At 72.1% G+C, this 21,378-nt stretch carries 24 protein-coding genes and 1 pseudogene; 18 read left to right on the top strand and 7 right to left on the bottom strand.

The genetic code is table 11. The features are described from left to right. Positions 1-170, bottom strand: a pseudogene (locus LV78_RS42015) (IS701 family transposase); the annotation flags it as partial. 137 nt (positions 171-307) lie between these two features. Here LV78_RS42015 and LV78_RS17935 point away from each other — a divergent pair. The 3 genes from LV78_RS17935 to LV78_RS17925 are packed head-to-tail and all read left to right on the top strand — an operon-like array spanning position 308 to position 1,792. Beyond that, positions 308-553 carry an HC3 family zinc finger protein gene (locus tag LV78_RS17935; protein ID WP_253846405.1) on the top strand — a complete coding sequence of 82 codons (246 nt, stop codon included), beginning with the start codon at positions 308-310 and terminating at the stop codon, positions 551-553. A 13-nt stretch (positions 554-566) separates the two neighbouring features. Next, positions 567-1,325, top strand: a complete 759-nt coding sequence (locus tag LV78_RS17930) for a DddA-like double-stranded DNA deaminase toxin (protein WP_253846404.1) — start codon at positions 567-569, stop codon at positions 1,323-1,325. After that, entirely contained in the window at positions 1,322-1,792 is a 471-nt protein-coding gene (locus LV78_RS17925) for an Imm1 family immunity protein (protein WP_253846403.1), read from the top strand. Before LV78_RS17930 ends, LV78_RS17925 begins: the two co-directional genes overlap by 4 nt. Before the next feature lie 32 nt (positions 1,793-1,824). Here LV78_RS17925 and LV78_RS17920 read toward each other — a convergent pair whose 3' ends face one another. Both LV78_RS17920 and LV78_RS17915 read right to left on the bottom strand, forming a co-directional pair. Further along, entirely contained in the window at positions 1,825-2,025 is a 201-nt protein-coding gene (locus LV78_RS17920; protein ID WP_253846402.1) for a DUF397 domain-containing protein, read from the bottom strand. A gap of 61 nt (positions 2,026-2,086) precedes the next feature. Further along, positions 2,087-2,935 carry a helix-turn-helix domain-containing protein gene (locus tag LV78_RS17915; RefSeq protein WP_253846401.1) on the bottom strand — a complete coding sequence of 283 codons (849 nt, stop codon included), beginning with the start codon at positions 2,933-2,935 and terminating at the stop codon, positions 2,087-2,089. Positions 2,936-3,439: 504 nt separating this feature from the next. On the opposite strand from LV78_RS17915, the gene LV78_RS17910 reads away from it, so the two are divergent. The 4 genes from LV78_RS17910 to LV78_RS17895 all read left to right on the top strand — a co-directional run bounded on the left by LV78_RS17910 (position 3,440) and on the right by LV78_RS17895 (position 5,601). Further along, positions 3,440-3,598, top strand: a complete 159-nt coding sequence (locus tag LV78_RS17910) for a hypothetical protein (protein WP_253846400.1) — start codon at positions 3,440-3,442, stop codon at positions 3,596-3,598. Between the two features lie 264 nt (positions 3,599-3,862). Next, complete coding sequence (locus LV78_RS17905) at positions 3,863-4,090, top strand: transcriptional regulator (protein WP_253846399.1); 228 nt, start codon at positions 3,863-3,865, stop codon at positions 4,088-4,090. 63 nt (positions 4,091-4,153) lie between these two features. Further along, the gene (locus LV78_RS17900; RefSeq protein WP_253846398.1) at positions 4,154-4,477 is read left to right on the top strand and encodes a hypothetical protein; all 324 of its coding nucleotides are present in this window, start codon (positions 4,154-4,156) and stop codon (positions 4,475-4,477) included. Further along, the gene (locus LV78_RS17895; protein WP_253846397.1) at positions 4,474-5,601 is read left to right on the top strand and encodes a Fic family protein; all 1,128 of its coding nucleotides are present in this window, start codon (positions 4,474-4,476) and stop codon (positions 5,599-5,601) included. The genes LV78_RS17900 and LV78_RS17895 overlap by 4 nt, the downstream gene beginning before the upstream one ends. A gap of 164 nt (positions 5,602-5,765) precedes the next feature. Here LV78_RS17895 and LV78_RS17890 read toward each other — a convergent pair whose 3' ends face one another. Continuing rightward, positions 5,766-5,933: a hypothetical protein gene (locus tag LV78_RS17890; protein WP_253846396.1), complete on the bottom strand. Its 168-nt coding sequence runs from the start codon at positions 5,931-5,933 to the stop codon at positions 5,766-5,768. A gap of 671 nt (positions 5,934-6,604) precedes the next feature. Here LV78_RS17890 and LV78_RS17885 point away from each other — a divergent pair. Then, complete coding sequence (locus tag LV78_RS17885; protein ID WP_253846395.1) at positions 6,605-6,994, top strand: tyrosine-type recombinase/integrase; 390 nt, start codon at positions 6,605-6,607, stop codon at positions 6,992-6,994. 35 nt (positions 6,995-7,029) lie between these two features. On the opposite strand, the gene LV78_RS17880 is transcribed toward LV78_RS17885, so the two are convergent. After that, a complete protein-coding gene (locus LV78_RS17880; RefSeq protein ID WP_253846394.1) occupies positions 7,030-8,409 on the bottom strand; it encodes a helix-turn-helix domain-containing protein in 1,380 nt (459 codons plus the stop codon). A 251-nt stretch (positions 8,410-8,660) separates the two neighbouring features. Between LV78_RS17880 and LV78_RS17875 the strand changes: the two genes are divergently transcribed. The 7 genes from LV78_RS17875 to LV78_RS17845 all read left to right on the top strand — a co-directional run bounded on the left by LV78_RS17875 (position 8,661) and on the right by LV78_RS17845 (position 17,119). Then, the gene (locus LV78_RS17875; RefSeq protein ID WP_253846393.1) at positions 8,661-9,830 is read left to right on the top strand and encodes a glycosyltransferase family protein; all 1,170 of its coding nucleotides are present in this window, start codon (positions 8,661-8,663) and stop codon (positions 9,828-9,830) included. After that, entirely contained in the window at positions 9,827-10,567 is a 741-nt protein-coding gene (locus LV78_RS17870; protein ID WP_253846392.1) for a hypothetical protein, read from the top strand. The genes LV78_RS17875 and LV78_RS17870 overlap by 4 nt, the downstream gene beginning before the upstream one ends. Next, positions 10,564-11,841, top strand: a complete 1,278-nt coding sequence (locus tag LV78_RS41635) for a glycosyltransferase family protein (RefSeq protein WP_253846391.1) — start codon at positions 10,564-10,566, stop codon at positions 11,839-11,841. The genes LV78_RS17870 and LV78_RS41635 overlap by 4 nt, the downstream gene beginning before the upstream one ends. After that, complete coding sequence (locus LV78_RS41630; protein WP_253846390.1) at positions 11,817-12,677, top strand: glycosyltransferase family protein; 861 nt, start codon at positions 11,817-11,819, stop codon at positions 12,675-12,677. Before LV78_RS41635 ends, LV78_RS41630 begins: the two co-directional genes overlap by 25 nt. After that, complete coding sequence (locus LV78_RS17855) at positions 12,674-13,567, top strand: putative sugar O-methyltransferase (protein ID WP_253846389.1); 894 nt, start codon at positions 12,674-12,676, stop codon at positions 13,565-13,567. Before LV78_RS41630 ends, LV78_RS17855 begins: the two co-directional genes overlap by 4 nt. Before the next feature lie 97 nt (positions 13,568-13,664). Continuing rightward, positions 13,665-14,144: a P-loop nucleotide/nucleoside kinase family protein gene (locus tag LV78_RS17850; RefSeq protein ID WP_253846388.1), complete on the top strand. Its 480-nt coding sequence runs from the start codon at positions 13,665-13,667 to the stop codon at positions 14,142-14,144. A 737-nt stretch (positions 14,145-14,881) separates the two neighbouring features. Next, positions 14,882-17,119 carry a helix-turn-helix domain-containing protein gene (locus LV78_RS17845; RefSeq protein ID WP_253846387.1) on the top strand — a complete coding sequence of 746 codons (2,238 nt, stop codon included), beginning with the start codon at positions 14,882-14,884 and terminating at the stop codon, positions 17,117-17,119. Here the strand turns inward: LV78_RS17845 and LV78_RS17840 are convergent. After that, a complete protein-coding gene (locus LV78_RS17840; protein WP_372494946.1) occupies positions 17,071-17,655 on the bottom strand; it encodes an LOG family protein in 585 nt (194 codons plus the stop codon). The two genes, LV78_RS17845 and LV78_RS17840, sit on opposite strands and share 49 nt — an antisense overlap. Here LV78_RS17840 and LV78_RS17835 point away from each other — a divergent pair. Next, a complete protein-coding gene (locus LV78_RS17835; RefSeq protein ID WP_253846386.1) occupies positions 17,606-18,517 on the top strand; it encodes a nucleoside hydrolase in 912 nt (303 codons plus the stop codon). The two genes, LV78_RS17840 and LV78_RS17835, sit on opposite strands and share 50 nt — an antisense overlap. Positions 18,518-18,784: 267 nt before the next feature. Continuing rightward, positions 18,785-19,009: a hypothetical protein gene (locus LV78_RS17830; protein ID WP_253846385.1), complete on the top strand. Its 225-nt coding sequence runs from the start codon at positions 18,785-18,787 to the stop codon at positions 19,007-19,009. A 42-nt stretch (positions 19,010-19,051) separates the two neighbouring features. On the opposite strand, the gene LV78_RS17825 is transcribed toward LV78_RS17830, so the two are convergent. Then, a complete protein-coding gene (locus LV78_RS17825; RefSeq protein ID WP_253846384.1) occupies positions 19,052-19,636 on the bottom strand; it encodes a hypothetical protein in 585 nt (194 codons plus the stop codon). A gap of 774 nt (positions 19,637-20,410) precedes the next feature. Here LV78_RS17825 and LV78_RS17820 point away from each other — a divergent pair. Continuing rightward, positions 20,411-20,770, top strand: a complete 360-nt coding sequence (locus LV78_RS17820; RefSeq protein WP_253846383.1) for a DUF6355 family natural product biosynthesis protein — start codon at positions 20,411-20,413, stop codon at positions 20,768-20,770. The last annotated feature ends 608 nt before the right edge of the window (positions 20,771-21,378 follow it).

Genomic DNA, 21,378 nt, shown 5'->3' with positions numbered 1-21,378 from the left:
CCGGTCGCCTCCGCCAGGGCCCATCCGTTCTTACGCTCCACTTCGGACAATAATCCTCTTACGTGGCAACGCATCTGACGTCTCGACTCCACACGCGGGAACCTGGCCGCGAAACCGCCCACGAACGCGTCGAACCCCGCCGACCACGACCACACGTCCTCGACCACCATCAAGACGGTATACCCGCCCCTAGTCAATCAATAACAACCTGTCGTTGTCGTATTAAGCTCCCCACCGGAGAACGGGATGCGCTCGCGCGCCCACGACGACGTGTCCAGCCGGACGAGGCGGTAGCGAGGTGACGCGCATGGCCGCACGCAACAGGTGGTTGCCCCACGCCAGGAAGCGGCACGCGGTCCCCGCCGACCTGTCCCCCGCTCAACCGGGCACCACCCTCTGCGGGGTGGACCTGGTCGTCCCCGCTCCCCCGCTCCCGGCGGTGCACCGGTACTGGCCGACCTGCGTGCCCTGCGACGAGGCGTGGAGGCGCATGGAGGGCATCCCCACCCACGCCGAACGGGTAGCCGCGCGCGCCACCGGCACGACGCCGTAAGCGGAGGGGGCGGGTGTCGCTCGGCGAGGTGCTCGACGCGGTGGAGCAGGCGTGTGACTTGCTCGACCGGGCGCGCGAGCTGCTCACCACGGGCGGTTCGCTGGGAACCGAGGCGTTCACCGAACTCATCGACGCCCTCGCGGGCAGCTCGGTGGAGTCCGACGCGATGGCACTGCACGAGGTCCTCGCGCGGATCGAGAAGAGCGTGCCGGACTTGGAGCAGGCCGTCGAACAAGCCAGGGATGGACTCCTGCGCTGGTCGACCTCCGCGCGGGTCGGCAACTCCCCCCAGGTCGCCCCACCCGAAGGGTCGGCTTCGGGGTGGGCTTCACCAGCAGGTGATCACTACCCCGCGCGAGCGGAGTGGGCCAGGGCCCTGGTGACCCTGCCGCACTCGCCGACGGGCAGCGGCATCCAGGTGGAGGCGTACGTGCGCGCCGTCGTTCCGCCGTCGGAGGCCACCCTCCCCTGGAGTCCGGCGGACGGGCTGTGGGCCCAGGCGGCGCGGGACCACCTGGCCGCGCTGCGGGCTCCCCCGTGGGCGATCCGGCGCGCCACCCACATCGAGCCGCAGATCGCCCAGTGGCAGCGGGAGAGCGGCATCCGGCACGTGAGTGTCGTGCTTAACCGCGCGCCGTGCGGGATGCAGGAGGGCCTGGGCTGCCACCAACTGGTGCCGCTGCTGCTGCCGCCGGGGTACCGGATGGAGATGTCGGGCACCCACGGTGGACGATCCTTCTACGAGCACGACTACCAGGGACGGGAAGCATGACGACCGCCTACGGCGAGTTCGACCTGGCCGAGTGGCCCGACCCGACCGCGCTGGTCGAGCAGGTGCGCGCCCGAAACGCGGCGCGCGCCGCCACCGCGTCGCCGGTGTGGTGGCAGTTCACCGCGGCCAGCGGGACCGACCCGCTGCTGGGGGTGCGCGGCCCGACCCGGTGGCTGGACGCCGGGATCGACGCGGCGCGCGGGGCAGGCGCGCTGCGCTGGGTGGACGAGAACGGCGTCTTCCTGCCGGAGACGCCACTGGCCGCCGGACGGGGCCCGACCCGCTGGGTGGACGCCTCCGGCGAGGCCTGCCTGCTCGACCCCGCCCACCTGGTGCTGCCCGAACTGGTGCTGGAGGCGGTCGCCGAGGTAGCCGCCACGAAGGCCAGGCCCACCTGCCTGACCTGGCGCGAGGTGCCCGACGGCCACAGCCTGGTGGGCGCCGACTCCGGCTGGCGCGTGGTCTGACGCAGGGGCAGATCCATGCACTGAGCGGCAGCTCAGTAGGTGGGGCCGTCCTTGACCGCGGTCGAGATGAACTCGCGCCACGCCCTGCTGCCGAACGACAGCAACCCCGCTGCTCGATTCTTGGTGTCCCGCACCGCCGTGACGTGCGCGTCCACGTCGTGCCCCACCTCGACGCAGGACTGGTTGGGGTTGCTCCGGCTCGACTTGTGCCACCCCGTCAGCCCACCGGTCACCTGAAACTCCCTCTGAAGTCGCGTCATCGTCGTTCTCCTCTCAATCAGCCTGGATCACCAGTCATACGAGCAGAAAGGCGCGGGACTGCTCCGGCCCCCAGGCTGCCGCCTTCTGGTGCTCCCACACCGTCAAGTAGTCGCACGCCTCCTCTTCGCTGGAGGTGACGTGGCCGTCCAGGAGTCCCTCGACGTGGATCATGTCGACGACCGGGTCGCTGTCATACCTGAAGATGGTGAAGTTGGACTCCTGCCCGAGGTAGAAGCCGACCGTCCAGGGAACGATCTGGATCTCGACGTTCGGGCGGTCGATGGCATCGGCCAGAGCCTCGCGCTGTGCCCGCTCGATCGTCGAGTCGCCGTCCATGTTGGTCATGCGCGCCAGCGCGGCCTGGTCGATGACGAACCAGAAGTGCTGCGCAGTGTTGTCCAGGATCGCCTGGCGACGCAGCCGCAGGACGATCGCCTCTTCAATCTGGTCGGCTGACATGGAGGGGCGGGCAGCGCGGAACAGGTTGCGCATGTACGCCTCGGTCTGCAGGACACCGGGAATGGTCATGCTGTTGTGCTGCCAGAGGTGGTGCGCGCTGGCTTCGAGAGCGACCACCTCGCGCATGGTCCCGTCGAACTGCACGACCAGCGAGTCTCGTGACGCGCGCTTCTCCCTGTTCACAGCGAGCTCCAGCAGGCGCTCCTGCGTCGCGCTATCCGCCCCGTACCCGTCGAGCAACACCTTGAGGTCTGGCAGGGAGGCACCGCTGTCACCGCGCTCGAGGTTGCCGATCTTGCTCTGCGTGCAGTGGATGAACTTGCCCGCGTCGGTCTGGCTCATCTTGAGCGAGGTGCGCAGCGCGGCCAGCTTGCGGCCGATGATGACGTTGGCGACTCGCTTGGGGATCACGGCGGCGGACATCGGCCCTCTCACGGTTCGAGCCACTCTTCGGTGCGGGAGCGGAACCTAGCAGGCACGATCACCCCTTTGATGGACTAGCCAATTTGGCTAGCTAGTTTTAGCGTTAGAGGCAGCAAAGTTGCCACCTGGGGGGTACTTCATGAAGTTAGTTAACTCGATAGAAGTACCTAGACGATCAGCCCAACCCAGCTCAACGGTCTGCGGACGCGCTTTGCCCGTAAGGCATAGCTGACGACGAAGCGTCTCGCGCTGGTTCCGGCAGCAGCACGCTCCCCCACGAACAGGCAGTGGCGCTGCACACCGTGCAACACGTTCAACCCCCAGGTGGTCTGACCAGGTTCGACACCACCTGCACCACCGGCTGCCCGTCAAGGCGCGGGTCGGCATGGCGAACGGAGAGCGGTCATGTGGCGAACGCGGCGCAAGCCCGGTCAGTGGGCAACGTGTCGAGACTCAGCAGGCAGACGGCAGGAGATCCTGGTCCTGCCCACCGAGGACGACCACGTGGCCCTCGTCTTCCCACCCGGCGAGGTCGCCGTTCTGGAGCCGCTGCAGGTGGGCCGGCTTCGCGCCGCCCTGCGTGACACCGTGCTCGCGCTGGACGCCTCCACGGCGGGCCCACAGCACCAGCACACCATCCCGACAGCGCGGGCCACCGCATGAGTTCGACCGCGCAGATCCTGCTGTTGATCACCGCAGCCACGGTGTTCGTCGTCCGGTTGTCCATTGCGCTCTACCAGGCGCACGAGGACAACCAGACCGCCGCCCGCCACGCCGAGGCACGTGCGCCCTCGACCACCGACGCGGTCCGCGCACGCGCTCTGCCCCCGGCAGAGCCCGGTACGACCCGTTCACCGACAAGTTCACCCTCGCGTTCTGCGGAGGGATCGGGTGGAGAGCCACCCCTGCAGCCAGGAAGGGCAAGCCGTGCCGAACACCATCCTGCTGCTCGAGGAGCCGTTCAAGAAGGCCGCCGCGCTGGCCGGTTACACATCCGACTACGCGCTGGCGAAGGCGATGGACGTGAACCGGTCCACGGTGACGCGGGTTCTCGCAGGTGATCTCCAGCCAGGCCCGGCGTTCATCGGGGGCGCGTTGCTCGCCTTGGCCCCGATGGAGTTCAAGGACCTCTTCCAGGTCGTGCGCGGCGACTAGCCGCGCCCCGGCCGGACCACTCGCATGAGGAAAAAGCCACCAGGACAGGGATGTGGGGAAGTCATGGACAGCTCAGCCAGCAGCGGCGGCACAGGGTGTGCGTCCCGCGCCGGGGCAGAGTTCGCCGAACTGGTGCGGGAGGTGGTCGTGGACGACATGCCGCGCCTGTTCGCCGTTGTCTACGAGCAGGTTCCGCGGCAGGGGGTGGAGGTGGCGGCCTACGGCATGGCCTTCCTGGGGCGCGCCGAGCTGGTCTCCCCCGACGGCGCGGACCGGATGACCTCCGCCAGCGCGCACCAGGCCGCCGCCCTGCTCGCGGCCAGTACCGGGGTCGGCGGCGTCAAGGCGCACCTGGTCTGGCTGGACGCCCTCGTCGAGAGCTCGTGACCGTGGACGACCTCACCCAGGAGCGCTTCCTGGTCCCGCTGCGGGAGAGCGGCCAGCGGCACCGCGAGCTCGACCACGTGATGACCCTGCTCGACCGCCCCGCCCGGCAGGACTTCCAGCTGATCGGCGAAACACTGGCGGCGGCGGGGCGCGCCAGGTCGGGCGTCCGCTACCCGCCCAGCCGCAACCGCAGGTTCCGCCCGCCGCCACCGGCTGCCGGTTTCCTCGACGCGGTGACGGACGTGATCGGCAGGCGGAGCGGGTCCCTGTTCCGCAGGAGTGGTCGGCCGAGTCGGGAGACCGAGCTGGCGCTGTGCCGGGCGCAGGAGGCGCTGGGGCGGCTGGACGAGGCGGTGCACCGCTCCCCCTTGCGCGAGGGCTGGGGTCACGCCGTCCGCCTGCGCGAGGTGCAGCAGCTGGCGCACCTGCACGGGGTGCACGTGTCGCTGCGCGAGGTCTGGCAGACGCAGCTGCCCGGCCAGACACCACGGATCGCCACCGAGCCCGCCCTGCTCCCGCACCTGGACACCGTCCTGGGCACGAGTCCGGGGGAGCCGCCGGAACGAGAGAGCGCTCTGCCGGGAAGCGCGCAGGCAGCGCTGTGGCACTTGCACGCCCTGGGCAAGGACCCCTTCACTGCGTTCGGTGGGCTCCCTGGGCTGCTGGTGGCGGGAGGGGTGCTGCGGGATGCCTGGTTTCCCCTGGTCAACGCGATCACCACGGACCCCGCCGAGTACCTGGCCGCGTTGCACGCCACGATCCAGGCCGACAGCACCGAGCCCGCGGTGTCCCACTTCGCCCACGGCGTCATCGACGCCTGCCGCAGGGAGATCGTGCTGCTCGACCGTCTGGCAGTGCTGCGCGAGCACCAGCTCACCACGCTCTCCCGCAGCCACGTCGGGCGCATCCTGGAGGTCGTCGCGGCGCTGGCCACCACCCCGGTGCTGAACAACCGCTGGATCGTCGAGCGGCTCCGGATCACCGTGAATGCGGCGGTGGGCATCAGCTCCGCCCTGGTCGACCACGGCCTGCTGGTCCCGCACCCCCACTTCAAGCACGGCGCGGTCTTCTGCAACCCGCAGGCCCTGCGCCTGCACTCCGGGCTACCGGCCGCCTCGACCTGAAACAGCCGGGAGCGCCCCGCCCTCATCATCGGGGGCAGGTCCCCGGCTTCACCGCGTCGAACCTTTCTCCTGGTCAGGCGCGACCCCAAGTGCTGGCTGAGGTCTCGGGCGAGAGGTCGACCGCGCTCGATCCCGGCCATGCCGAGCACCAACTGCGGCTGTGCTCACAGGTCCCGGCTTTCACGAGGTCGTTGCTCAGCGGGAAGGCTCTTGGCCAGGGCCCGGTTCACCTGCGGATCGCGGCCGGGGACGTAGGAGGGGACCAGCCGATACCCGGTTGCCCGGTAGAGCGCGAGCGCGGCCTGGTTGCGCATGCCGGTCTCCAGCAGCACCTCCCGCCGTCCTGACGCTGCCGCCGAGCGTTCCAGTTCGGCCAGCAGGGCCTGCGCTTAGCCGTGACCGCGCACGTTCGCGGTCACGAACATGCTCTTGATCTCGGCCACGCTTCCTGGGTGCGAGCGGCGCGGGCCGCCAGTGCGGTCGGGCTTTCCCCGCCGGGCAGCACGCGGTCGGGTCGGGTGGCGCGGTGCGTACGCCAGTGCAGGTAGGCCAGCAGGTACGGCTCGGGGGCCAGGCCAGGCACGCAGTACGGTGCCTGCCGTTCGGCACGCTCGTCCGGGGCAGGGCCGAGCCGGACAGGCAGGTCGGTGGCGAGCAGTGCGGCGGTGGTGCGGGAGCGGGCGGGAGCAGGCTGAAGAGCACCAGCGCCAGCCGTAAGGGGCGCAGCAATGTGGCGGCGGCATGGGTCTGGGCGTGGCTGAGGTCGGCGAGCGGGGTGTCGGGATGGCAGCCTCGGGCGGCGGGCCAAGCGTGCGCGCGGCCGTGGACGCCTTCCTCGCCCCCGAATCACCGGCACCCGCCACCCCCTGCGCGCCTACACCGACGTCCTGGACCGCGTCGCCGACCTCCTGGGCCCAGGGCTGCCGCGCCGCCGCCGTGCTCACCCTGAACGTGAAGGACCCAGCCGGCAGGCCCGCGTCGTGGCCAAGGGCGGCGACACCATGTGGGTCACCTGGGGCACCGACACCGCCCACCTGCTGCCCCGACTGATCGCCGGACGCGAACGCGGGCCGCGTTCCTGTCCACCCAGCGACCCGGCCCGCACCGGCTGGCCACCACCGACCCCCGCGACCAGTGCCCGGAGACCGGCCGGGCGCGCCTTGGCTACGACCGCGCCCGCACCCTGCTCGGCCGGCACGCCGACGGGCTGCGCCTGCACCAACTGCGCCACTCCCCGGCCACCCACCTGGGCGAGGCCAACGTCCCCACCAACGTGATCATGGCCAAGACCGGCCACAAGTCCCTGCGCTCGGTCCAGCGCTACGTCAACCCCGGACTGGCCGCAATCCACCAGGCCACTCAGGCCCTGGCCGCGCCTCGGCGACGCGACTGACCAGCAAGCAGACGCCGCCCTCGCGCCGTGGTGGTTCAGGCGACCGCGTGGACGCGGACAGCCAAGCCGTCCAGCCCTGGCATGGCCGCCCTGCGCGACGAGGCAAGCAGGTCGGACACCAGTTCCCGCACCGCGGTGCGGGTGCGGACCTCGCCGGGGGCGAACCGCTCGGCGGTCAGCAGCGTCCGGTAGGCCATGTCCGGCTTGCCCCACATCATGTAGGCCGAGGCCGCGTCGACCAGCACCCGCCCCCGCCGCTCCGCGGTGGGGAACGCGGACAGCGGCAGGCTGTTGGCGTGCGCGAGCGCGGTCCCGGCGTCGCCCAGCAGGTGCGCGGCGGAGACCCGGTGGCTGACCAGGTTGGCCAGCGCCCCTGGGCGGCGTGGGTCCTCGCCGAGCCTGTCCACGGCCTCGGCGCCCTGGGCGAGCAGGTCGACGGCGTCCGCGCGGTGCCCGGCGCGGGCGGCGGCGTAGGAGGCCGAGCAGTACAGGCTCGACAACATCACCAGATGCCCTGGGCGCGTGGTGGCGGCCAGGTCGTCGGCGGCGGCCAGGGTCAGCGCCTGGGCGCGGTCGTGGTCGCCGGTGCGGCGCACGGCCGAGGCGATCAGGCGTCGGGCCTCGGCCAGCAGCAGCGGGTCCTCCCCCTCGCGCGCGGCGCGCTGGGCGCGGTCGGCGGCCACCCACTCCAGCCCCGACACCTCCAGCTTGATCAGCGCCCTGCAGGTCAGGGCGTAGGCGGTGGCCAAGGCCCTGGCGGCGGCAGGGTCGGGTCTGGATGCGGCGGTGGCCTCGGCCGCGTCCACCAGCGCGGGCAACTGCTCGGCGAGGGCGAGGTAGTCGCTGGCGGCGAACCGGTCGCGCGCGGCCGTCGCCAGCCGTGCGAGCCGGTCGACACCGACGGGCGGGGTTGAGGTGGCCGCGGTGGTGCCGAGCAGCAGTTCGTGCAGCCGTTCGCGCAGCACCAGCGCCGGGTCGACCGCGACGGCGTTGTGCGTGGCGGCGTCGGCTGCCGTGGGGAAGGCGAGCGTGCCGCCGGTCAGGGCGGCGGCACGCAGGAACACGCGGCGGTGCACCGGGGCGATGACGGCCTCCTCGGACGCTGGGGAGGGGACCGGTGCCAGCCTAGGGGCCTCGCGCCGCCCCGGCACGTCCCCGGTCGGCGCGGCGGCGGTCAGTCCGAACACCTCGGCGGGCAGTTCCAGCACCCGCGCCAGGGTGTGCAGCAGGCCCACGTCGCGCAGCGCGACCCGGCCGGTCTCCCAGCGGGATACCTGACCGGCCGAGTACCGGCAGCGGCGCCCCAGCTCGGCCTGGCTCCAGCCACGCGCGGTGCGCGCGATGCGCACCGCCTCGCCGGGGGAGGGGCGGGCGTGCAGCAGGTCCACGACCACCTGGGCGTACCGGGTCGGCATGGCGGCATCCCCCTCGCGCGAACGGAGCGGCCGAATCACCGTAGTGGCTCCGTCCCGCTGGGGGCGCGCGTTGTGCAGGATCTGCACACCCTCTGCGGGACCTGCGCGGATCAGGTCCCGGCGGGTGGTCGGGGCGGTTGTGTGGTGGCCAGTCCCTACCGATGGAGGAGATCTTCATGGAGCACGTGGTCCTCGATCCGCTCCCTGCGGGCACTGCCCCTGCCAGGGAGCCCATTCAGGCTTCGGCCGGGGTGGGATCTCTGCTGTACCTGCTCAACGTCAGCAACCCCGACCGGCTGGCCGCGGACTCGGGCTGGCTGTTCGCCGACCTGCTGTGCCCGGCGCTCGGGCGCGCCGGTGTCGAGGTGACCGTGACCGGCCCGGCGGCGGTGGGCGATCAGCGGGTGGGGCACGAGCCGCTGGCCGCGGCGGGCACCAAGTACCAGGCCAGGTTCGGCTTCGACGTCGAGGCCACCACCGCGGTGCTGCGGCGGGTGCGCCCGGAGGTGGTGGTGGCCAACCAGGTGGAGAACGCCCCCGGTGTGCGGGCGGCGCTGCTGGCCGCCGGGAGCGGGGCGCTGCTGGCCTGCTACTGCCACTACGTGCCCTTCCACCCCACCCCCGACGGCGGGTGGGCGGTGGACCCGTCGCTGTCCGACGGCGGCCTGGGGCTGCCGGTGCTGCTGGCCTTCTACGCCGGGCTGCTGGCCTGCGACCGGGTGCTGGTGCACTCGCCGACCGCGCGCACCTGGATCGAGCACGGCGCGCGCCTGCTGGGCGTGGAGTTGGGCGAGCGGCTGCGGGTGGTGCCCCCGCCGGTGGACCCGAGGCTGCTGTCGGCCGCGCCGACCGCCGAGCAGGCCGCCGCCAAGGACGCGGTGGGGCTGTACAACCACCGGCTCTACCGGCACTACGGCACCGAGCGGTTCGTGGAGTTGGCCGAGCTGCTCGGGCAGGCGCTGCCGGTGCGGCTGAGGGTGGCCGACCTGTTCGGCCGGCGCAGCCCCGAGCGGACGCGTCTGGACCCCAGCCCGGACCGCTACCTGGAGCGGCTGCGCGCCCTGCCGCACGTGCAGGTCGTGTCCGACCACGGACGCCGGGAGCGCTACCGCGCGCTGCTGCACGGTTCGGCGTTCGCGCTGGCGCCGTTCCGCCCGGCGGTGACCTGGTCGATGTCGGTGGTGGACTGCCTCAGCATGGGCGTGCCGGTGGTGGCCCCGGCGTTGGGGTGGCTGGCCGAGCCGGGGGTGCTCCCGCCGGAGTTGCTGTTCGACCGGCCCGAGCAGGCGGTGCGGATCGTGGAGCGCCTGCTCGAGGAGCCGGTGTTCGCCGCGCGCATGGCCGAGCAGGCGGTGCGCTCGGTGCGGGAGCTGTCCCCGGACAAGGTGGCCGCCCGCTACCTGGCGGCGGTGACCCGGTGACCGCCGCAGCGGAGGGGTTCGACGTGGTGTTCCTGTCCTACGACGAGCCGCTGGCCGATGTGCTGTGCGCGCGGCTGGGCGCGGTGTGGGGCGTGCCGGTCAAGCGGCTGCACGGGGTGCGCGGGATGGCCCGCGCCTACGAGTTGACCGCCCACGTGGCCACCACCGGGCAGTACCTGCTGGCCGACGGCGACTTCGAGGTCGACCCCGGCTTCACCCTGGACCGGGTCGCGCCGTTGGCCGAGGGCGAGTCGATGCGGGTGTGGCAGGCCCGCAACGCGGTCAACGGCCTGGTCTACGGCTACGGCGGGCTCAAGCTGTGCCGCCGCTCCGCGATGACCTGCCTGGGGCGGGGGCGGGCGGCGGTGGACGTGCTGGCCGCGCTGCCCGGCCGCGTCCGGTTCGTGCCCGAGGTGGCCGGGGCCACCCGGATCGACCAGTCCGCGCGGCACGCCTGGCGAGCCGGGTTCCGCGAGTGCGCGATGCTCACCCGCGGCTGCGAGTACGGCGGCACCACCACCGGGCAGAGCCGGCTGCGGCTGGCGGCCTGGACCGGGCCCGGTCACGGCGAGCACGCCGAGCACGCCCGTGCCGGGGCGCGCGCCGGGATCGCCTTCGCCGCCGCCACCCCTGCGGATTCCGAGCGGTGGCAGCTGCTCAACGACCCCGCCTGGCTGGACCAGCGCCATGCCGCCGACCTCGACACCGGCCCCGTCGCGACGGGGTGGTCCCGGTGACCGCGCCCCCGGTGCTGGTGCTGGTGGAGACCGACCCGGCCGAGGTATCCGGCCACTGGCACCGACAGGCCCTGGCCCTGGACGCCGCCGCCCGCACCCAGGGCATCCGGGTGCTGCTGATCACCCCCTCGGGGATCGGCGCGGCGGCCCGCGAGGGGCTGGCCGCCGCCGGGCTCGCCCCGGTCACCACGCCCCGTGGGGTGGGGGCGGTCCTGCTGTGGTGGTCCGCGCGGGCGCTGCGCGGCGCCGCCGACGCGGCGGCGTGGGCGGGCAGGCGCCGGCACCGCCGGTTCCCGCACCAGTGGATGCTGCTGGCGCGCTGCCTGGCCGAGGCCGCCGCGCTGCGCACCGCCCGCGCCCTGACCGGACACCGGCAGCCGCCGGTGGTGCTGCTCTCCGCCGCCGAGGGCCTGCACGCGCTGGCCGCCCTGCTGGGCGGCACACCCCACCTGCGGTGGGTGCACCAACTCCACACCACCGAAGACGTCCTCCTACGCCGCTTAGGCGCGCTCGGGCGCCGCACCCGGCACCGGGTGCGGCTGCTGGCCCCCAAGCAGGAACTGGCCGACCGGATCTCGGGCCGGTTCCCGACGCTGCCGATCTGCGTGCTGCCCTTCGCCCCGGCCGACGCCGAACCACGGCTGGACGAGCGCGAGCGGGCGTACGCGCGCGCCGCGCTGGGCGTGGACGAGCGGGAGACGGTGGTGTGCCTGGTCGGCGGTTGGTGGCCGCACAAGGACCCCGGCCTGCTGTCGGCCGCGCTGTCCCTGATCCCGCAGGTGCGGCTGCACGTGCTGGTGGCGGCCTGCCACCTCGACGAGGACCTGCTGCGCCTGCTGCGGGCCCTGCCCCGGGTACGGGTCCACGAGCTGGTGGGGCACCTGCCGCGCGAGCGGGTGCGCCAGGTCTACGCCGCCGCCGACGCCACCCTGGTGCTGCGCCACCCTGGCGCCGCCGACCGCGAGAGCGGCCTGGTCGCCGACGCCCTCGTGCTGGGCGTCCCGCTGATCACCACCGACCACGACCCCGTCCAGGCCGCCCTGCTCTCCGGCCGCGACTGGGCACGGGTGGTGCCCTGCGCCCAACCGCCCGCCCTGGCCCAGGTGTTGCGCGAGCTGACCGGACACCGGTTGCCGCGCCCCGCCCCCGACCAGGCCGCCGCGCTGGGGCTGCCCACCGCGCAGCAGTGCCTGGAACTCCACCTGCGCCTGCACCGGGAGCTGACCACCAGCCAGGAGAGGAGACGGCCGTGGACCTTCCGCTGGTCGGCGTGATCGGCCCGGTCGAGCCGGACCTGCTCGAGTCGTTCGTCGAGCACTACCGCGCCCTGGGCGTGACCCGGTTCCTGCTCGGCTTCCACTTCACCGACGACACCCCCGCCGACCGCGCCCAGGCCGTGCTGCGCAGGCACCGGCGTCTGCTGGGCGAACCCGCCCTGGTCCACCGGGGTGTCTGGGACACCGGCAGCACCACGGTGCGCGACCGGCTGCGCGCCCTGGCGGGGCCCGGCTGGACGCTGCTGGCCGACAGCGACGAGTTCCAGGCCTGGCCCGCCCCGCCCCGCGAGGTGCTGGCCGGCCCGCAGGCGCGGGCCACCGGCACGGTCGGCGGCCTCATGCTCGACCGCGTCGCCGCCGACGGCGCCCTGCCGCCCTGGCCCGCAACCGGCGGGCACGACCGGCTCTACCCGTTGGGCGGGTTCCTCACCCACCTGCTGCTGCACGCCGACCCCCGCAAGATCGTCGCCGCCCGCGGCGACGTCCGGGTCGCCGTGGGCAACCACCGCGCCCCCGGCCACCGGCCCACCAACCACCCGCCGGTGGCCGTGCACCACTTCAAGTGGCGCGCCGGCGTGCTCGACTACCTGCGCCGCCGCGTCGACCCCGGCACCGCCCGCTTCCAGCACAGCCTGCCCTCGGTGCACGCCGAGGCCACCCTGCTGCTCGCCCACGCCGCCGCGCACGCGGGACGCCTGGCCACCACCGACCCCGCCCTGCCGCTGCTCCCGGTCACCCTCGCCGACCTGCCCGGATGGTGGCCCGCCCAGGCCCGCCAGCTGGTCGACACCTGGCGCCCCCACCACCAGCGCACCCCGGAGACGAACCCGTGAACCCCACCCCCACCGCCATCGTGCGCGAGCGGGAACTGCGCGATCTGCGCGCCCGCTACGCCGCCTTGGACAGCCCGCTGACCTGTACGCCCGGCACCCTCTGGGGCCCAGGCCGCTCCTGGGACGTGGACTCGGACGCCTTCCGCGCCGACAACGCCTACCTGTGGCAGACCCGGCACGGCTTCGCCGGACCCGACCCCGCCGCCACCTACCGGGCCATCGCCGAGCACCTGCACCGGAACGACCACCGCGGCCTGCTGCGACACCTCGACGAGGACGGCGCTTTCGGCGCCGTCACCACCGACCACCCCCGGCACGGCCCGCTCTCACGCGACCGGCTGGACTCGGTCGCCGAACTGGACTTCCTCGACCGCATCTGGGACCTGTTCGACCGCGGCCCGCTCACCGTGCTCGACATCGGCGCCGGCTACGGCCGCCTGGCCCACCGCGCCGTGCAGGCCCGCGTACCGCTGCACCGCTACCTGTGTGTGGACGCGGTCCCCGAGTCCACACACCTGTGCCGCCGCTACCTGCGCCACCGCCGCGTCGACCACACCGCCGTCACCGTCGACCTGGACCAGCTGCAGGACGCGCTGCCCGACCGCGTCGACCTGGCGGTCAACGTCCGCTCGTTCACCGAACTGCCCGCCACCGTGGTCACCGCCTGGCTCGACGTGCTCGACCGCGTCCAAGCCGACGCCCTGTTCCTGGTGCCCAGCCACGGCAGCCGCATCGCCGCGCTCGACGCCGACGGCACCCGGCCCGACCTGACATCGACGCTGCGGGCCAGGGGGTGGCGGGTGACCGCAGACGAGCCGATGCTCACCGACCCCGACCTGCACGCGCGGGCCGGACGGGGCGACCACCACCTGCTGCTCACCCGCGCCTGAGCAGCCCGACCCAACCCGCGCGATACTGGCTCGCCCCGCCCCCCTCGCAGGGGCGGGGCGAGTCCCACGTCGCCGCGAACAAGGAACCGACAAGCCCGTGACCCCCACCGTGTACCTGCTGGTCGGCCTGACCGGCTCGGGCAAGACCACCCACGCCCTCACCCTCGCCGAGCGAGGGGTGGTGCGCCTGTCGGTGGACGAGGAGGTCCACCGCAGGCACGGCCGCTACGGCGTCGACTACCACGAGGGCGACTACTTCGCGCTGGAGCGCCCCGTGGTGCAGGAGATGCGCGAGCGGCTGGTCGCCGAGATCCGCGCGGGCCACGACGTGGTCCTCGACCACGGCCTGTGGCTGCGCGAGCAGCGCGAAGACTACAAGAAGCTGGTCGAGCAGCACGGTGGACGGTGGCGGCTGCTCTACTTCGCGGTCGACCGCGAAGAGCTGCTGCGCCGCCTGGCCGAACGCAACGCCCGCGCCGACGCCAACGCCCTGCAGGTCACCCCCGAGGCCCTGGACGACTTCTACGCACGCTTCGACGTCCCCCGTGACGAGGGCGAGGAACTGATCACGACCTGACTCCGGACCGGGCACGGCAACACCAGCCAGGCTCGACCACATTGCGCCGCTCGCGGGGCCAGCGCGAGGGCACGCACAGGCCCATCACCGCCAACTCCAGCGCGAGCAGCTTCACCCTGGCCGCCACGCACCGGTGAGGCATCGGGACGTCCGACTCGGCCTCCTCCAAGACCGCGTCGGCGTGGCAGGCCAACAGCACCCGGTATCGGTCCTGCGGAGCCGGGGTCGGGCAACAGCACCTGGTAGCCGTGCTCGCGCAACCATTACGTCAGCAGCTCGCCGGACTCACCGGCGGAGACCTCGGTGAGCACAAGCACGTCGGCCTCCTACCGCACCAACCACGCCACCTGGGCACGGGTGCGGGCGGCGCTGGCGTGCTGGAAGTTCCAGGTCAGCCCCCACAACGGCGACGGCACCGTCGCGCCGGGGCGGTGGCCTCACCGCCGGAAGCGAGCAGGCTCAGCTGCCACTGATCGTGCTTGGTCACCAACGGGCTCTCGTGTCGTCGGAGAACGTCTCGCCGGAGACAAGCAAGGCATCCGAGGCTGAAGTCTCCATACTTGAACAGCGACGAAAGTTGTCATCCGAAAAGACCGGTTGACCACTCGATCGGGCGGCGATCGAGTCATTGGCACGGTTGTCTCTGGTAACCCGCCCCTATCCTCGCCGACCAAGTGATCATCTGTGCCGGAATCACAGGACACCTGGGAAACCGGCGGGGGCGTCAAGGGGTGGCGGTGTTCGGTCAGCAGTTGCGGCACGACCGCGAGGCTCAGGGCTGGTCGTTGAAGGAGCTGGCCGGGCGGATCCACTACAGCATGAGCCACCTGAGCAACGTGGAGAACGGCACCAAGACCGCCTCGCCCGACTTCGCCACCGCCTGCGACCTGGCCCTGGGCACCGGCACCAAGTACACCGACCTGATCACCCCAGGCAAGCGCGGCGCCGGAAACCGGCCTCTTCCACCCGCGGAGCTGCCCCCGGCGCCCGAGCTGGTCGGGCAGGTGGGGGCGTTGGCCGAGCTGGACCGGCTGCTGCAGTGGGCGCGTGCCCAACCGGGGCCGGGGGTGTTCGCGGTGGACGGCCCGGCCGGGGTGGGCAAGACCTCCCTGGTGCTGGCCTGGGCGCACCGGGTGAAGGCGGGGTTCCCGGACGGGGTGTTCTTCGTCGACCTGCAGGGCTACACCGGCAACGCCCACCCGCTGGAGCCCGATGCGGTGCTGGAGGACTTCCTGTGGACGTTGGGGGTGCGGGCCGAGGAGGTGCCCACCAGCCTGTCCGGGCGGGTGGGGTTGTGGCGGTCGTCGCTGGCGGGCAGCAGGACGTTGCTCGTGCTGGACAACGCCCGCTCCCCCGAGCAGGTACGGCCCTTGATCCCCGGCGCGCGGGAATGCCTGGTGCTGGTGACCTCGCGGCGGCGGTTGTCGGGGCTGGCCATCCAGGACGACGCCCGCTGCCTGACCCTGGACGTGCTCGACCAGCGGGAAGGGGTGGAACTGCTCGAGCGCGTGGTCGGGACCGGGCGGGTGGCCGCCGAGCCGGAGGCGGCGGAGGCGATCGTGCGGCGCTGCGGCGGGTTGCCGCTGGCGGTGCGGGTGGCGGCCGAGCGGGTGGCCGCGCACCCGCGCCTGCGGTTGACCGACCTCGCCGAGGGCTTGTCCGATGTGGACGGCAGATTGGACCTGTTGTCCTTGCGGGGCGGGGAGGACGCCGTGCGCGCGGTGCTGTCATGGTCGTACCGGTCGCTGACCGAGCCGCAGGCGCGCGCCTTCCGGCTGCTGGCCCTGCACCCAGGCCCCGGCTTCGATGTGAACACCGCTGCGGCCTTGTGCGGTCTGGAGGCGCGGGAGACCCGGCGGATTCTGGACGCTCTGGTGACGGTGCACCTGGTGAGCACGCCCCAGCCGGGCCGATTCACCCAGCACGACCTGCTCAGGTCCTTCGGCGCCGAGCTCGTGCGCGAGGTCCCCGCCGCGGAGAGCTCGGCGGCGGTACGGCGGGTGCTGGACTGGTACCTGCACGCCACCTACCACCACTCCCGCGCCCTCGCGCCCACCCGCCAGGACCCCGAGCTCGCTCCCCCGCTGCCCGGCGTCCCGCCGCTGGGCGCGGAGGTGGACTACGGGCGGGCGCTGGCGTGGTTCGGGACGGAACTGCCCGCTCTGGCGGCCTGCGTGCAACTGGCCGCCGAGCGCGGGTTCGGCGAGGTGGCGTGGAAGCTGCCGGTGGGGCTGTGGAACTACCTGCTGCTGACCAAGCGGTGGGACACCTGGATCGCCACCCACACCACCGGCCTGGCCGCCGCCCGCGCCCTCGGTGACCGGCTGGGCACCGCGTGGGTGCTGCACAACCTGGCCAACGCCCACCGCGAACTCGGCAAGAGCGAGCTCGCCCTGGCCGAGTTCACCGAGGCCCTGGAACTGCGGCGGCGCATCGGCGACGCCACCGGACAGGCGTGGACGCTGCTGGGACTGGGCTGGACCAACCTCGACCTGGGACACACCCGACGGGCGCTGGAGCTGTTCAGCGAGGCGGGCACGCTGTTCGCCCGGCTCGGGTACACCGCCGGGGAAGCGGTCGCCCTGGCGCTGCGCGGCCAGGTCCGCCACCTGCACGGCGAGGTCGACCCGGCGCTGGAAGACCTGGGACGGGCGCTGGGTTTGATGCGCGAGTCGGGCGACCGCCACGCCGAGGGCTTCGCCCTGCTGCACCTGGGCACCGTGCTCCAGGGCCAGGGCAGGCACGCGCAGGCCTTGGAGCACTTCGCCGCCGCGTTGGCCCTGCAGCGGGAGATCGGCGACCGCGCGGGTCAGGCCGAGACCCTGCAGGCCGCCGCACGCAGCCACCAGGCCCTGGGCGGGCGGGAACTGGCCGAGCAGGCCCGGCAGGAGGCGGTAGCCATCACCGAGGCCCTGGGCATCCCCGATCAGCGCAGCGGCGCGTCCTCGGTCCAGGTGCAGTCCGGCGGCCGGTAGGCGGCGCAGCGCTCCAGCAAGGACTCGAGGTCGTCGTCAACCAGCAGCATCTGCCGGTAGGCGGGCTTGAGGAAGCCTTCGGACACCATGTGCTCGACCATGGCCACCAAGTGGTCGTAGTAGCCCTCGAAGTTGAGCAGCCCCAACGGTTTGGCGTGCAGGCCGAGCTGGGCCCACGTCCACACCTCGAACAACTCCTCCAGGGTCCCGGCACCGCCGGGCAGGGCGATGAAGACGTCCGACAGCTCGGCCATGAGCGCCTTGCGCTCGTGCATCGAGCCCACCACCCGCAGCTCGGTCAGCCCCCGGTGCGCGACCTCGAGGTCGACCAGGGCCTGCGGGATCACCCCGACCGACCAGGGCGGCCAGCTCGACGTGGCGCTCACGGCCGCTGGAGGAACCCGCAGTACACGCACACCCGCATGTGCGCACGGTAAGAGCACAGCACACCCCCGATCACCCACTACGCCTGGTTGAGTGGCCTGGGTGCGCATCGTTCTCGACACCGACCCCGGCATCGACGACGCCCTGGCCATCCTCTACCTGGCCGCCCACCGCGACACCGCCGAACTCGTCGCCGTGGGCAGCGTCCACGGCAACGTCCCCTCCCCCACCGCAGCGGCCAACGCACTCCGACTGCTGGACCGGGCCGGGTGGAGTCGGGTGGCGGTCGGCATCCACCAGCCCCTGGCCCAGCAGTTGAGCACCGGCGAGATCGTCCACGGCGCGGACGGCCTTGGCGGCCTGGCGGGCCCGCCCTCGCCCAGGACTCCGGGGGGCGTCTCGGCGGCCGAACAGCTGGTCTCGCTGGCGCGCGCCCACCCCGGCGAGCTGACCGTGATCGCCCTGGGACCGCTGACCAACCTCGCGATCGCGGCCCTGATCGAACCCGACCTCCCGCAACTGCTGCGCTCGGTGACCGTGATGGGCGGCGCGCTCGGCGGCAGGGGCAACATCACCGAACACGCCGAGGCCAACATCCGACACGACCCCGAAGCCGCCGACCTGGTACTGGGCAAGGGCTTCCACCTGACCCTGGTGGACCTGGAAGCGACCGCCACCGCGCAGGTCGGCACCGCGTGGGTCGACGCCCTCCGCGACTCCGGCAGTGCGAACGCCGTGTTCTCGGCGGCCCTGCTCCGGCACTACCTGGGCGTCTACCGCCGACTGCTCGGACAGGACACCTGCTACCTGCACGACCCCCTGGCGGTAGCCGTGGCACTGGACCCGTCCCTGGCCACCACCCGCCAGCACGCCGTCGACGTCGAACTCCACGACGCCATCACCCGAGGCAGGTCCACCCCCGACCAGGCCACCGGACGACCCCCGGTGACCACACTCGACCAGGTCGACGTCCCCACCTTCCTGAATCGGCTCGCCAGCGCACTGCGCGCCTGAACCAGCCCCAGTAAAGATCAGGGACGCGCCGCCTTACGGCCCACCGGCAAGAGACCGCCGTCGAACACGAAGTACAGCCGGTCATCAGCCCGCGCCAGCAGTCCGCACAACCTTGGTCAGGGCAGGTGAATCGGTAGAAGACATCGATCCTGCGCGATTCCGCCACGTCGCTTCTCCAGCTGCGCGGAACGCCTTGCCGACACGACTGGCCGACCTGAGACTCGGGCGCCTCCGGTACGGGGTCGGCACGCCACCAAGTGCCTGCAGGTGCTGGAACACGAAGTCGGCGCGGTGTCGGCTTCCCCGATCGACGCGAACCTGACCGAACCCGCAGCTGCAGCGGCCACGTCCGTCACCGTGAACGCCTTCAACCAGGTCCGCCACGGCGAGCCCTCGCCCGAGAGTGAGTTCATCACGGGTGCCCCGACCGCCTCCATCCCGCCGACCTTGAACAACCTGTTCCAGGTCGTCCACCGGCCCGCCGAGGTCTGACCAATCAGCCGCCCGGCCCGTCGGCCGCCCGGTGGAGACTGCTCACGGGAGCACCTGCTCGCCATGAAGACGGCCGGTCGCGCGTCGGGCGATCATGGCCACGAGTTCCCCGTGCGCGGAACCGGCCGGGGGCAGGTCGGGGTGGTGCGCGACGAGCCGGGCGAGTAGGCCCAACGTGGGCCAGGCGGACGCGGTGACCGGACGTCCCCAGTTGTTGGCGGACAACCGCAGGGCCTCCATGACCGCGCCCCCGAGGTGGGCACCGGGGACGTCGTCGGCGCGGAAGAAGCCGCCGAAGGAGACGTTCAGGCCGTGCTCGTCGTGTTCGACGGCGGTGATCACCCCCAGGGCGAGGTGTCGGAGGGTGGCCGAACACCAGCCGTTCTTGGCCGTGCGGGCGTTCGGTCCACGGTGGGCAAGCACGATCAGTCCGCCGAGGGTAAGCCTGCCGGTGGTCAGAGGCGAGGGGGACAGCAGGTGGCGTTGGTCGTTGGCGGGGGCCTCGACCAGGGGCCAGGTGCGTCGGCCGACGGCAAGCGCATGGTCGTAGCGGTCGACCTGCCCGGTGGGCAGGTAGGTGCAGACCACGGGCGAACCGCTGTCCGTGAGGGAGGCGAAAGCGGGCACAACTCCTCCTCGTACGAAATTCGGAATTCAGGCGAAGGCAGTTCCAAAAACCGCCCAGCAACCCCATTGGCCGTGCACCAGCAATCCGCCCCACAATAGGACACCCCACGCAACCGGGCAGTATCTACATTAGAAACAGAAAAACACGTCCAGTCAAGACGTTTGACCAAGACTCTTTATCTCAGGTCTTCACACTTTCGCGCACGAACCCCGACGGACTCTTTCAGGGCACCGGGGAGACTGGAAGGTCACTTGCGTCGAATCCGCTCAGCACGAAGTCCCGACGGCGGAGACCGGGACAGCAGCCGCCAGGGACATGGTGTCGCTTCCCGAGGAAGCCCCAGTCCTTGACGCTGGCCGAGACCCGACGCGTAGGCCGCCCCCGCACCCCCTCAACCACTCCATCTTCGACGACAGAGGGAGGCCACCGCCCCAAAGTTCGCGATCGCCGACGACCCGGAACACGACGTGGCCTCGCCAGGTGGAGCGACCTGACACCGGAGGCTCGGGTGGCCTGTACGGATATCCGACAAGCCTGCGGCAGACGACCCGACCAACAAGCGCGAAAAGGCGCTTGAACAGCAACGATGGGCCTCTGCGGAGCATACGGCCGACTCGGGGGAGACAGTCCAGAGCTGCAGATCGACGCTCGGCACATGACACGCCGACAGAGCTCTTCCTATTCCGACGGTACTGAATAGGGAAAAGCCTTTTCCGTCCGACGTCGAACCTCGATGCTCATGGTCACCAACCCCTTCCCCGAGGAGGCAGCCCATGCCCTTGAAGAAGATTCTCCAACTCGCGATCCTGACAGCACTGACAGTCCTCCCGGCCATCGGTCCAGCGGCGAACGCGCAGCCTCAGGACAGGAAGTGGAACTGCGGTTTCGTACGCGTCAACCCCCAGACCCACGACGGCGTCGGGTCCCGCTACACCCACTGCGGCGACTCGTTCATCCTCGTACGCGTCGACTGGTCCACCGGCGGCGGCTACAACGAGTGCGTCGAACCCTGGGGCGTGAAGTCCTACTGGGAATACACCGCAGTCGCCAACGTCTACTACATCCCCCGCACCCCGAACCTACTGCAACTGACCAACGGACAACGGACCTGCTCACTGAGCCAGCCGAACTGACCCCGCACACGACCGGGCGTCTCGGCAAGCCACCGCCTGCCGAGGCGCCCTTCAGCCGCCCCCGGCTTCACCACGCACGGCCCGCTATCCAGCACCAGGCGGCGGCAGTCACCCGATGTCGCTGGCGGCATTACGATTCTCATCAGCCCTGGGGAGGTTGACGCTGGAGTAGCGCTGAATCTCGGCCTCGCGGTCGAGTCGGTTGCGCCCCTCGTCAGCCCCGGAAGGCTGGCGCTGGGCGAGGGGCGGATGTTGGTGCCGTCCGGGTCGGCGTTGCGATCCTCGTCAGCCTCGGAGGGCTGACGCTGGCGGGGTTGGACAGCGACAGCGTCAGCGTTGGCACGTTGCGATCCTCGTCGGCCCCGGAGGGCTGACGCTGGGACCTCGCGCGAGCGCTGGACGACGTCGAGCGCCTGTTGCGATCCTCGTCAGCCCCGGAGGGCTGACGCTGGGGCTGGATCACCAACACCCACCTCCCGGTCTAGGAGTTGTGATCCTCGTCAGCCCTGGAGGGCTGACGCTGGGCGGTGAGCTGCTGCGCCGTCGGCGTGCCGTGGAAGTTGCGATCCTCGTCAGCCCCGGAGGGCTGACGCTGGGGGTGGCCTTGG

This window comes from Actinosynnema pretiosum, assembly GCF_024171695.1.
GTDB classification, from domain to species: Bacteria; Actinomycetota; Actinomycetes; order Mycobacteriales; family Pseudonocardiaceae; genus Actinosynnema; species Actinosynnema pretiosum.
The sequence above is the reverse complement of the archived record's forward strand: the minus strand, read 5'-3'. Positions and strand labels throughout refer to the sequence as shown.